This window comes from Marinobacter sp. 3-2, from assembly GCF_003751355.1.
In the GTDB taxonomy this organism is placed as follows: Bacteria; Pseudomonadota; Gammaproteobacteria; order Pseudomonadales; family Oleiphilaceae; genus Marinobacter; species Marinobacter adhaerens.
The window spans coordinates 893,872-906,475 of the sequence record NZ_RJUQ01000013.1 but is presented as its reverse complement, the minus strand read 5'-3'; the positions used below and the strand labels follow the sequence as shown (position 1 = coordinate 906,475).

Sequence of the window (12,604 nt, the reverse complement as noted above, 5' to 3'; positions counted from 1 at the left end):
AGATCAGGGCAAATCGGTCACAGCCCCTTTCGAGGCAGAACTTACGGTTCGCGAATACTTCGCCAGCGTGCCTCGGGTGAAACGGGGTGGTGGAGCCTGCCAGGCCTGCCGACGACGTTCCAGTTCCTGATCCGAGACATCCAGCTCAATCCGGTTACTGACGGCATCAATGGTTATGGTGTCGCCATCCTCGACCAGCGCAATCGGGCCGCCCTCGGCCGCTTCCGGTGTGATATGACCAACCACGAAACCGTGGCTGCCCCCTGAGAACCGGCCATCGGTAATCAACGCGACATCGCTGCCCAGGCCCTTGCCCATGATCGCGGAGGTGGGGCTCAGCATCTCCCGCATGCCCGGTCCGCCTTTGGGGCCTTCGTAGCGGATGACCAGCACATCGCCGGCCACCACTGTGCCGTCGAGAATCCGCTCCTGGGCTTCTTCTTCCGAATGGAATACCCGGGCACGGCCGGTAAAATGCGTGCCTTCCTTGCCGGTGATCTTCGCCACCGCTCCCGTTGGTGCGAGATTGCCAAACAGGATCCGCAGATGGCTGTCAGCCTTGATCGGGTTGTCGAAGGCGTGAATGATGTCCTGCCCTTCCGGATAGGGGTCAACATCAGCCAGGTTCTCGGCCAGCGTCTGCCCGGTTACGGTCAGACAGTCGCCATGCAGCAGACCGCGATCCAGCAGCATTTTCATCAGCGGCTGGATACCGCCGATGGCCACCAGCTCCGACATCATGTAGTGGCCGCTCGGGCGCAGATCCGCTAGCACCGGCACCCGCTTGCCAATCTCGACAAAGTCTTCCAGCTCCAGATCGACACCGACGGTGCTGGCCATGGCCAGCAGGTGCAGTACCGCATTGGTGGAACCGCCCAGGGCGATGACGACCGTAATGGCGTTTTCGAAGGCTTTCCGGGTCATGATGTCGCTAGGCTTGATGTCTTTCTCCAGCAGGTTCAGCACCGCAGCCCCGGCACCCCGACAATCCTCCGCCTTGGTTTCCGACACAGCGTTCTGGGCGGAGCTGCCCGGCAGGCTCATGCCCATGGCCTCGATAGCCGACGCCATCGTATTGGCGGTATACATGCCACCACAGGACCCTGGCCCCGGAATCGCGGTTTCCTCTATCTGCTTCACCTCAATCAGATCCAGATCACCACGGGCGTGGGCACCCACGGCTTCAAACACGGAAATAATATCGGTGTGGTTCTCGCCAGGCATGATGGTGCCGCCATACACGAACACAGACGGCCGGTTCAGACGCGCCAGCCCCATCATGCAACCGGGCATGTTCTTGTCGCAGCCACCGATCGCCACCAGGCCATCGAACCCTTCACAACCGGCCACGGTCTCAATGGAATCGGCGATCACCTCCCGGGACACCAGGGAATACTTCATGCCCTCGGTACCGTTGGCAATGCCGTCCGATATGGTAATGGTATTGAAAATAAGCGACTTGCCGCCGGCCTCATCGGCTCCGGCAGCCGACTCCTCAGCCAGTTGGTTGATGTGCATGTTGCACGGCGTGAGGTTACTCCATGTGGACGCAATGCCGATCTGGGGCTTTTTGAAATCCTCATCGGTAAACCCGACGGCCCGAAGCATGGCACGGCTGGCGGATTTGCCAATGCCATCAACAACGGGGGCCGAATATTTCCGGCGCTTGTCCTGATTCTTGTCTTGCGTCATGGGAGTCTCCTTATCAGGTGGCTTATTCGAACAGACTCTCAGAAACCATGGCTTTCGGCAACGGGCAGGCGAGCAAGCCTGTACGCGGGCGGGTGGAGCGCTTGGCTTGGAGCAGTCTGCAGAAAGATGCAGTTTCGACTGACCTGCATCAATGGCAGTTCACAGCGGTGGTTTTAAAATTCGCGAACACACTGACGCCATGGAGGCATCTCATGCCATTTCCCATTCAAACAGCAGCGGTGAATCATGCCGCTTCAGACTGCCCGGATTTCCGGCGCTGGTGCGATGGTTATGGCGTCATCCAGCACAGTGAAGCCACGCAACATCAGGTCAGCCTACTGGCAGAGCACCTGGTTGCTGCCGGCCACCAGCCCGATGCTGCCACGGTCTATCGTAAACTCGCCGACCTGGACAGACTGACCAGTGCCGGTCTCTGGCTGGTAGTTCACATGACCTACGCCCGCCGGGTTGATGTCTCCGGCCAGCCGCTGGCGCCTCAGGACTTCAAGACCAATCCGGAAGGCCACACCGGCGGGGCACTGAACATGGTGCCGGCCTATGCCGGCTATCTGGCTCTGAACAATCTGACCGGACGCACACGGAGCTGGCTGATGGGCCAGGGGCACTGCGTGGCAGCCGTGGACGCCCTGAACGTCCTCACCGGAAACCTTCACCCGGAACAGGCGGAACGTTATCGAGGGCCGGACGGGCTCTCAACTCTGGTTTCTGATTTCTACAGCTACCGCCAGAAGCCAGACGGTACCATGGCCGCGCCCCTTGGCAGCCACGTCAATCCGCACACCGCCGGTGGTATTATCGAAGGGGGCTACCTCGGGTTTGCCGAGCTGCAATACGCCCATATGCCCCTGCCGGGTGAGTCTCTGGTGGCCTTTCTATCTGATGGGGCCGCCGAGGAGCAGCGCGGCAGCGACTGGATCCCCCGCTGGTGGCGCGCCGAGGACTGCGGCGCAGTGATGCCGGTTATGATTGCCAATGGACGGCGCATTGAACAGCGAACCGAGCTGGGCACCCGCGAGGGTCTCGAACGTTTTGAAGCGCATCTCGAACACAGGGGCTTTGTGCCCTTCCGCTTTGATGGCCGCGATCCTGCCGCCTTTGTCTGTGCTCTCTATGAAATGGAGCAGGCACTCGCCACCAATGGCGAGGCGGCGCTACGGGGAGAGAGCGGCTATCCCGTTCGGGTACCCTATGGCATTGCGGAGACCACCAAGGGGTATGGTTTTTATGGCGCCAGCAGCAATGCAGCCCATAACCTGCCACTGCCCGGAAACCCGCGAATGGATGCCCGGGCCAGGGAGCTGTTTAACGAGCATGCCACCAGATTGTGGGTGGCTCCGGATCAGCTTCAAAACGCTATCACTCATCTTAACCAGCACGCCGGGCAATCTCGCCCACTTGAGCGTGATCATGCTCTCGCGACCCGCAATCCACCGGACCCGATAATCCCCCGGCTTCCGGCCTGTCGGGAATGCACCTCGCCGATGAAGGCTGTGGATGATTTTTTCCGTGCGCTGGTAGCCCAGAACCCGGACCTCAGGGCCAGAGTGGGCAATCCGGACGAGCTGGCAAGCAATCGTCTTGGCGGAGTGCTGGATGATCTGAAGCATCGGGTGAACGATCCCGAGAACGATCAGGAGTCGGTGCACGGCAAGATCATCACGGCACTGAACGAAGAATCTGTGGTATCGGCTTGTCTGGCCAATAAGGCGGGGCTCAATCTGGTCGCCAGCTATGAGGCCTTCTGCGTGAAAATGCTTGGCGCCATCCGCCAGGAGCTGATTTTTGCCCGGCACCAGAAAGAAATCGGGCGGCCTGCCCGCTGGCTCGGCTTGCCGGTTATTGCCACCTCACACACCTGGGAAAATGGCAAGAACGAGCAGTCCCATCAGGACACCACCTTCTGCGAAAGTATGCTCGCGGAGATGAACGACGTCTCCCGGGTGCTGTTTCCGGCCGACTACAACAGCACTCTGGCAACATTGCCATCGGTATTCCGTGAAAGGGGCACGATCAGTTGCATGGTAATCCCGAAACGGGAACGCCCCTGCGTCTTCGACACCCGGGAAGCGGAACTGCTGGCGAGGCACGGGGCCCTGGTGGTGGATGAAGATACCTCGTCCGGTGAACCATTGCTGCTCATCGCCAATGGCGCCTACCAGTTATCCGAGTCAATCAGAGCCTGTGAACGCCTGAGGGAGACCGGCACTCCCTTTCGCCTGGTCTATATCCAGGAACCCGGCAGATTCCGCCAACCTAGGGACACCATGGAAGCCCAGGTATGCCTGTCCGAATTCGAGCGGGAGCGCCTGTTCCCCCACCGCATTCGCCGACGGGTTGCTCTCACGCACATGCGCCCGGAGGTCTTCCGGGGCCATCTCCATCCGCTGTTCCCGGAACCGTCACAGGCCCGGGTTCTTGGCTACATCAACCGAGGCGGGACATTGAATGAGGCCGGCATGCTGTTTGCCAACGGCTGTTCCTGGGGCCATGCCCTGGCTGCCTGCGCCAGCGTAATGGACAAGCCCCCGGGCGAATGGCTGTCCAGTGCGGAGCTGGCAGCGGTAGAAGGCCGGGGGGACCCGGCGGTGATTACCCGGGGCCTGCCCTGAGCCAACGCCTTCTGACAACCGTTTCGATTTCGAGGATCACCAGAACCACCACACCGGAAGCCGCTGCAAACGCGAGCATTTCAAAGCTCAGCGCCTGCGTGCCAAAGGTCTCGTTGAACCAGGGCGTATAGGTAAACAGCAGTTGCAATGCAATAACCGCGGCGACTGCCAACAGGACGATCGGCGTACCCAACACCCCGCGCAGGGTAATTGACGCTGAATCCAGGTATCGCACCGCAAACAGGTAAAACATTTCCATTGCCACAAGCGTGTTAACCGCAAGGGTCCGGGCAGTGCTCTCATCACCATGATGATGCATGGCCCAGTACCAGGCAGCAAAAATGCCACCAAGGAACAGAAGTGAAACGAAGACCACGCGCCAGACCACGAATCCCCGAAGCAGGGACTCATTCCGCCCCCTTGGCGGATGCTTCATAACATCGGGTTCCGCGGGCTCAAACGCCAGTGTCATGGCCAGAACCACAGAGCTGACCATATTGACCCAGAGAATCTGCAGTGCCGAAATGGGCAGGGTCAGCCCAAGCAACAGGGCGGTAACGAGACTGATAGACTCCCCACCGTTAATGGGCAGCATAAAGGCAATGCCTTTTTTCAGATTGGCATAAACAGTTCGCCCCTCGCGCACGGCTGCCGCAATACTGGCGAAATTGTCGTCCAGCAACACCACCGAAGACGCTTCCCTCGCAGCCTCCGAGCCCTTCACCCCCATGGCAATACCCACATCCGCCCGCTTGAGGGCCGGTGCGTCATTGACCCCGTCCCCGGTCATGGCGACAACTCCATGCAGGGCCTGCAGCGCAGTGACCAGCCTCAATTTGTGTTCGGGACTGGTCCGGGCAAAGACATCCACTTCACCAACAAGACCCCGAAGTTGATCATCATCCAGCTGGTCCAATTCCTTACCAGTCAGAACCCGCCCGGTATTTTTCAGGCCCAGCTTGCGGGCAATAGCGCCTGCCGTGATCCCGTGATCACCGGTAATCATCTTCACCCGGATTCCGGCTTCGTGGCACTCGGCAATAGCCCGAATGGCTTCCTGCCTTGGCGGATCCAGCAAACCAACCAGACCAAGCAGTTCTGCACCCTGTTCAAGATCTTCAATGGCCAGTTCGCCACTGCCACGTTCTGCGGGCTTCCGGGCAAGGGCCAGCACTCTGAGACCATCGGATGCCATTTCGGTGATAACCCGCTCCCAGAAATCCCGGCGCAGTTCGCTGGTTTCCCCGGATTCGGCAACCTCGCTGTTACACATATCCAGGATCCGCTCCGGTGCGCCTTTCAGGTAGATCACGCTGTGGCCGTGGTGGTCATGGTTCAGCGTGGCCATGAAGCGATTCTCGGTATCGAAAGGGATCTCATCTTTCCGGGGCCAGTCGGCGGCGCTGCCATCAACATCAAACCCTGCTTTGCGGGCAAACACGGAGAGCGCGGCCTCCATTGGATCGCCGGCGATTCGGATTCTGCCTGAGTCATGGTGAACATGGGCGTCGTTACAAAGGGCTGCGGCCCGGGCAAGTTCGTCCAGCAGAGTGGAGCCCGACGAGTGACCATTTTCGGCGTTTACCGCACCATCAAGATCGTAGCCTTCGCCAGTCACCTCGAGCTGAACCCCGGATAACACCGCCCGAGTGACCATCATTTCGTTCCGGGTGAGCGTTCCGGTTTTATCCGAACAGATTACCGACACCGCGCCCAGGGTTTCGATAACCGGCATTCGGCGAACCACGGCCTGCCGGCGTGCCATCTGGCGCACACCGATGGCCAGGGTAATGGTGAGAATTGCTGGTAAGCCCTCGGGTATCGCGGCAACGGTGAGGCCAACCACTGCCATAAACAGTTCCCGGAATGGCAGACCGCTGAATGCAGCTCCGCCAACAAAAATCGCAATGCCGGCGGCAATCACGATGATGGAAAGGATTCGGGCGAACCTGTCCATTTGCTCCAATAAGGGGGTTTTCAGAGTTGTGGTCTGAGCGAGGAGTCCGGAAATGCGACCGATCTCAGTGCGCGCGCCGGTTCGAACCACAACGCCACGGCCGGTCCCGGTCGCAACCATGGTGCCGGAGAAGGCCATCCCGGACTGGTCCCCCAACGGAGCATCTGGAGCCACCGACCCTGTTGATTTATCAACAGCCTCGGACTCACCCGTGAGAATGGCCTCATCGATTTTCAGGTTGTGGGACTTTTCCAGACGCAGATCGGCGGGCACCCGGTCTCCGGGCTCCAACAGTACCGTATCGCCCGGAACCAGATTGGCAGCATCTATCTGATGCTGGCCATCAGACCGCACGACCCGTGCTTTGGGCGCAAGCATGTGGTGAATGGCCGACAGGGCCTGCTCGGCCTTGCCCTCCTGAACGAAGCCCACCAGCGTCTGGATAACAACAACGGCAAGAATGACGCCGGCATCCACCCAGTGGCCCAGGCTTGCCGTGATTACGGCGGCCCCTGCCAGTACGTAAATCAGGAAATTCTTGAGTTGCCGTCCGAGTCTCGCCCAAGGCCCCTTTGCACGAGCCTCCGGCAAAGCATTTGGGCCATGGCGGGCCAGGCGCTGGCGAATCTCATCCTCAGACAGGGGCTCCTTAGCTTTGAGCTCCTGCCTTGCTTCCGCGGACTGAAGCACATGCCACTCCGGCTCCCGCTGCTCGCACTCGCCGTTTTTCAAGACCTCCGATTCCGACATCCCCTGAGAGCTCCCTGCCATTGCAACACCCCATTAAACCCCGGAAAGCACCCGGGGTGGTTTGCGCTGCATCAAAGACAGAATAGTCTGGGGACCGGTCGGACTTCTTATCCTATGCCTGTGTCCTGCACCGTACGATTTCCGGGACCGGGCAATACCCGCCGGGAAGCGGTGCGGCTCGCGTCGATCTGATAATCCTTTGACTTGATGGTGTCCACGAAATACCAGTCGGCCCGGGCTTCTTCGGGCGTAAAGGTCACCAGCATGTAGCCACGCTGATTCACGTTCAGGTAATCCAGGTCATCCACCAGCAGACCAATGGCCTGTTCCGCGCCCTGAATCATGTCATCCGGAATGCCCAGATACTCCTCCAGGCCGGGTGATGTAACCGACGCTGTAGCGAACTCCACGCCAATCTGGTCGCCCTGGATGTCTTTCAGGTTGTTGGCCCAGGCGTTATGGGTATCCCCCGCCAGTACCACCAGGTTCTTGTTCAGCGCCTTGGCCGTTCCCAGAACCACTTCCCGTTCATATTGGTAGCCATCCCAGGCGTCCAGATTGTAGGGGGCAACCGTGTTGATGCGAGCCAATTCCTCTGGAGTCAGGGACGGATCCCCCTGGAGCTCCCGGCCTTTGAGCTGGGCCAGTTCCGCCAGTTTTTCCGGCAGACCGTCAAACTGCTCAGTAGCAATGGCCACCAGCAGCTCCGCAGGCAGATTCATTCGGCCCATGAGGACTTGTTGCCCCAGCACCTGCCATGTGGCGGTGGAGTAGTTCAGGGAAGACTGCAGCCAGAGCAGTTGCTCCGCACCTAGCATGGTACGGTTCTCACTGCCAACATCCGCAGTAAAGCGGACAGCATCGAGGCCTTCTCCCGTGAAATAGTCCATGTAGTCCAGTTGCTGATCACGCCCGATAATGCGGGTATCCAGCATGTGCAGGTCCACCAGATTGCCGAACCGGAAGGTCCGGAAGATGGCCTCGTCGCTGCCCTCGATCACAGGGCGGATCGGCATCCATTCGAAATAGGCCTTCAGGGCATTGAGCTTACGCTGGGTGAAATCGCCCTCGCCCTCGTTGTGGTTTTCAGCTCCCTCTTCCCAGGCGTCGTTCGCCACCTCGTGGTCGTCCCACACCACGATGAACGGCACTCTCGCATGCAGGGACTGAAGATCCGGGTCCGCACGATACGCAGCGTAACGTCTGCGATAGTCCACCAGTTCAATCAGCTCAAGATTGTTGTCCTCAGAAAAGGTCCTCCCCAGCGCCTGGGCATCCTGTGCCGCATAACTGCCGCTGTCGGAGCTGTATTCGTAGATGTAGTCGCCCAGATGGACCACGGCATCCAGGTCATTCTGTTTACTGATTTCCCCGTAGACGTTGAAATAACCGGCCGGATAATTCGCGCAGGAGACCACGGCCAGGCGCACTGAGTCGATACTGCCTTCCGGTAAGGTCCGGGTTACGCCCACCGGTGACTGCCGATCGGTCGTCTGAAAGCGATAATAGTAGCTCTGCCCCGGTGCCAGGCCGCGGACATCCACCTTGACGGTGAAGTCATGGGCTTCAGTGGCCTCTGCCGTGCCGGAGTGCACAAGGTTCTCGAAACCCTCATCCGTCGACACCTCCCAGGCGACACCGACAGGTGCCGAGCCGGTCGCCGGTGCAGCCCTGGTCCAGAGCATGACACCATCGGCAAGCGGGTCGCCGCTGGCCACTCCATGGGTAAAGCTGATTGTTCGCCTGTCGGAGCTGTCCAGTACACAGCCTGCGAGGCCGGTTGAAATCACCACGGCGCCCATACCCATGGCTGATGCCTTCAGAAAATCCCGTCGTGTCAGTCGTTTCATTGTTATATCTTCCCCTGCGTTCGTCCCTTGTAGTCTCGACGTTCTGCACCTTTCGCCGTTTCTACTCCCAATGAAGAAGCTAATCGGGCTTGGTTAAGAACGCATTGCCAATTTGCGACAGGGGGATGGCAAATCACGACAAGTCTTTTGCAAGGACCAGAAACCATAAAAAAGGGGAGCCAATGGCTCCCCTTTTACGGTCCGTTTAAACCCGGTCTATCCGCTGATAAATACCGGACCGACTCCGAAGTTCCAGAGAATGACGGAACCCACGCGAGTGGATACCAGGATCACCAGGGCGACGGTCAGCAACGCTCCGGCGTACATTACCGCCCGCTCCTTTTCGATGCCCATGACAATCGGCAGCCCGTCATACATCAGATAGGCGCCATAGCAGGCGGCGGCCAGGAAGACGATGGCGTTGAACCAGGGCACTGGATACAACAGGGCAAATCCTGCCAGGAACAGAGGAGTGCAGGAGTATGCTGCCAGGGCAATACCGTTCGAGGGTACGTGTTCCTCCTTGGCGCCGTAGGTTCTTGCCATCCAGTTGATGGCGTAACCCAGCGCAAAAACGCCGACCAGCATTGCCAGATAGGTCAACACGCTGAGCTGCATTGCACTGATCTCGGTTAACTTGATCAGCCGCTCATTGCCGACCGTCCAGCCGAAATAGGCGGTCGATATATAGGCACAAATGGGAGCTATCGCCGCCAGAATCAGAACATAGGCAACATAGACCCGGCGCGGAGTTTCATGTTCTTTTCGTATGGAAGCCCACTCTTCATCAGGATGGGTAAAGAGACCGAACGCATGTGACAGGAGCATGGATGACCCCCTCTCTCTTCTATTGTTGGTATTTATACGTACGGAACGCGGTAACCGGCAGATCAGACGCTGTTCCTTAATCTTAACTATAGTCAAGAACAGCGATTGCGAAAGCAAATTGACGCAGGATGATCGGGCAAGTTTTTTTCAGCCTTGGCTGGAGGCGGCGGCCGGCGATTGCCGGCCGCTCGGAGTCAGGAATTGCGCGGATCGGTCTCGGCAACCCAGGGGTAATCCCTGTGGCTGTCGCGGAAGGACAACAGGCTCTCCACACCGGAAAAGTCCACCAGGTCCCTGAAATCCAGCCAGTCCACCAGGCAATAAAGACAGATGGCCGGATAATTCCATTCCTCGAACTGGCCCTCTTCCGCCATTGCCGACAGCGTGCGCAAGGTTGTCATGATGCGTTCACGTTGAAGGTTGTAGAACATCAGGTCGGCGCCGGTATCGATTCCGGACTTCTCCGAGAGCAGCAACGTGACCGCGGAGTCATTGGCGCCATCAATCATGGTCAGCTGGTTTTCCTGATCCCAGGTCAGCGGATCGCGGCCCTGTTTGGCACTGATGTAACGGGCGATAATCCGGGAATCATAGATTTCCTTGCCACCGTCTTCGAGTACCGGAATTTTCAGGGTCGGATTGTTTCGCCGCAGCTCGTCCCGGCCTTCACCATAGATATTGAGATTGAGGAATTCATAGGGCTCTTCGTCCAGCAGGATACGAATACGCCGAACGTAAGGTGAAGTAGTGGATCCGATCAGTTTCATGGTTTCTCCGAGGATTTCACACTCAGGATCCCAACAGGGATTCAGGGTTGGTGTATGGGTGCCCGGTCGCTTCTGCCACTTCCCTGTAGGTCACCTTGCCCGCGGCCACGTTCAGCCCGGCCCTGAGGTGTTGATCTTCCTTCATCGCCCGATCCGGACCCTTATTGGCCAGGGCCGCCACAAAAGGCAAGGTGACGTTATTCAACGCCAGAGTCGACGTGCGCGCAACGGCACCCGGCATATTCGCCACGCAGTAATGTACCACACCATCAACAATATACGTGGGATCGTCGTGCGTCGTGGCCCGGGAGGTTTCGGCACAGCCACCCTGATCAATGGCAACGTCCACGATAACGCTTCCCTCCGGCATCCGGCGGATCATGTCGCGGGTGATCAGCTTTGGCGCAGAGGCCCCTGGAATGAGCACACTGCCGATCACAAGATCGGATTCCGTCACCGCCTGATCGAGAGTCTGGGCCGTTGAAAACAGGGTTGTGATGCGGTTGCCGTAGAGATGGTCCAGGTTTCTGAGTACGTCCATGTTGCGGTCCAGAACCGTGACCTGGGCACCCAACCCGACCGCCATGGCAATCGCATTCTGGCCGACAACTCCGCCACCAACGACCGCTACCCGCGCCGGACTGACACCGGGTACGCCGCCCAATAGCACGCCGCGACCGCCCATGGCTTTCTCCAGGCAATGGGCACCGGCCTGGATCGACATGCGCCCGGCGACTTCCGACATCGGCGCCAGCAGGGGCAAATGCCCTCCATGGTCGGTCACTGTCTCATAGGCAATGCAGGTAGCGCCGGACTTCACCAGGTCGTCCGTCTGCGCTTTGTCCGGGGCCAGATGCAGATAGGTGAAAAGCGTGTGTTCCGGCTTCAGCATGGCCCGCTCTTCGGCCTGGGGCTCCTTGACCTTGACGATCAACTCTGCGGTATCGAAAACCTCCCCGGCCGTCTCAAGAATTCGCGCTCCGGCCTGCCTATAATCCTCGTCAGAAAAACCGATGGCGAGGCCAGCTCCGGTTTCCACAAACACCTCATGATTGTGGCCGCACAGCTCATGAACGGCAGCGGGTGTCATGCCTACACGGTATTCGCGGTTCTTGATTTCCCTGGGTACACCGATCCTCATACACAACCTCCAGATCATTCGGGATTTGCGGGTGTCTGACTGTAGTGTAGTCAAAAGGTCCTATACTGGATTGGCAACTGATTGCATCGGTTTACCGGTTCCGGGCGTAGATTTCCGGACAAAAAGACAATCCGACCCAAAAGGAGCAGGACAGATCATGAAAACTATGAAAACAGTGGCGACCGCCGCAGCCCTGTCACTAACTCTGGCAAGCACACAGGTACTGGCAGAAATGCAAACCAAGACCGTTGAATACAAGGTCGGTGAAACCACCTTTACCGGCTATATGGCCTGGGATGACGAATTCGAAGAGAAACGCCCGGGCGTTCTGGTGGTCCATGAGTGGTGGGGCCACAATGAATTCGCCCGGGATCAGGCAGAGCGGCTCGCCGCCGCCGGCTATACCGCGTTTGCCCTGGATATGTATGGCTCTGGCAAGCAGGCGGACCACCCTGATACCGCCCAGAAGTTCATGCAGGAAGCGACCAAGGACATGGATCAGGTGAAGGCGCGCTTCATGACGGCGATGGAGATCCTGCAAAACCATGAAAGCGTTGATGCGTCCCGCATCGCTGCACAAGGCTACTGTTTCGGCGGCGCGGTGGTCCTGAATATGGCACGTATGGGCGTGGATCTGGACGGCGTCGTCAGCTACCACGGTGCGCTTGGCAGCCCCATAACCGCCGAAGCCGGAACAGTGAAGGCCAGGGTTCAGGTGTACACCGGTGGTGCCGACAAGATGGTTCCCTCGGACCAGGTCGCCGGCCTGGTGAAGGAGATGCAGGATGCAGAAGTCGATCTCACCCTGGTGAGCTTTCCCGGCGTGCTGCACTCATTCACCAATCCTGGCGCTGACAAGGTCGCCGAGGAGTTCGGCATGCCGATAGGTTATGACGAAGAGGCCGCCACCCGTTCCTGGGAGGGAACCATGCGTTTCTACGAGGCTATTTTCGCCCGGTAACACCGTGCGCTGAACACCGGAACCCGGC

The 12,604-nt window shown here is 58.9% G+C and carries 8 protein-coding genes; 2 read left to right on the top strand and 6 right to left on the bottom strand.

Going from position 1 to position 12,604, the window contains the following annotated elements:
• Positions 1-3 precede the first annotated feature (3 nt).
• Positions 4-1,692, bottom strand: coding sequence for a dihydroxy-acid dehydratase (gene ilvD, locus EDB94_RS11410; protein WP_014578545.1), 1,689 nt, complete (start codon positions 1,690-1,692; stop codon positions 4-6).
• A 212-nt stretch (positions 1,693-1,904) separates the two neighbouring features.
• Between ilvD and EDB94_RS11405 the strand changes: the two genes are divergently transcribed.
• The gene (locus EDB94_RS11405) at positions 1,905-4,322 is read left to right on the top strand and encodes a xylulose 5-phosphate 3-epimerase (RefSeq protein ID WP_108018419.1); all 2,418 of its coding nucleotides are present in this window, start codon (positions 1,905-1,907) and stop codon (positions 4,320-4,322) included.
• On the opposite strand, the gene EDB94_RS11400 is transcribed toward EDB94_RS11405, so the two are convergent.
• The 5 genes from EDB94_RS11400 to ald all read right to left on the bottom strand — a co-directional run bounded on the left by EDB94_RS11400 (position 4,303) and on the right by ald (position 11,615).
• Positions 4,303-7,029: an HAD-IC family P-type ATPase gene (locus tag EDB94_RS11400; protein WP_108018418.1), complete on the bottom strand. Its 2,727-nt coding sequence runs from the start codon at positions 7,027-7,029 to the stop codon at positions 4,303-4,305. The two genes, EDB94_RS11405 and EDB94_RS11400, sit on opposite strands and share 20 nt — an antisense overlap.
• Before the next feature lie 107 nt (positions 7,030-7,136).
• Positions 7,137-8,879, bottom strand: a complete 1,743-nt coding sequence (locus tag EDB94_RS11395; RefSeq protein ID WP_108018417.1) for an alkaline phosphatase — start codon at positions 8,877-8,879, stop codon at positions 7,137-7,139.
• Between the two features lie 216 nt (positions 8,880-9,095).
• Positions 9,096-9,707: a Yip1 family protein gene (locus EDB94_RS11390; protein WP_008173563.1), complete on the bottom strand. Its 612-nt coding sequence runs from the start codon at positions 9,705-9,707 to the stop codon at positions 9,096-9,098.
• A 194-nt stretch (positions 9,708-9,901) separates the two neighbouring features.
• Positions 9,902-10,474 carry a glutathione S-transferase family protein gene (locus EDB94_RS11385; RefSeq protein WP_008173565.1) on the bottom strand — a complete coding sequence of 191 codons (573 nt, stop codon included), beginning with the start codon at positions 10,472-10,474 and terminating at the stop codon, positions 9,902-9,904.
• Between the two features lie 22 nt (positions 10,475-10,496).
• Positions 10,497-11,615 (bottom strand): alanine dehydrogenase, encoded by a 1,119-nt coding sequence (gene ald, locus EDB94_RS11380; RefSeq protein ID WP_053113198.1) that lies wholly within the window; start codon positions 11,613-11,615, stop codon positions 10,497-10,499.
• A 157-nt stretch (positions 11,616-11,772) separates the two neighbouring features.
• Between ald and EDB94_RS11375 the strand changes: the two genes are divergently transcribed.
• Positions 11,773-12,576, top strand: a complete 804-nt coding sequence (locus tag EDB94_RS11375) for a dienelactone hydrolase family protein (RefSeq protein WP_219908245.1) — start codon at positions 11,773-11,775, stop codon at positions 12,574-12,576.
• Positions 12,577-12,604 lie beyond the last annotated feature (28 nt).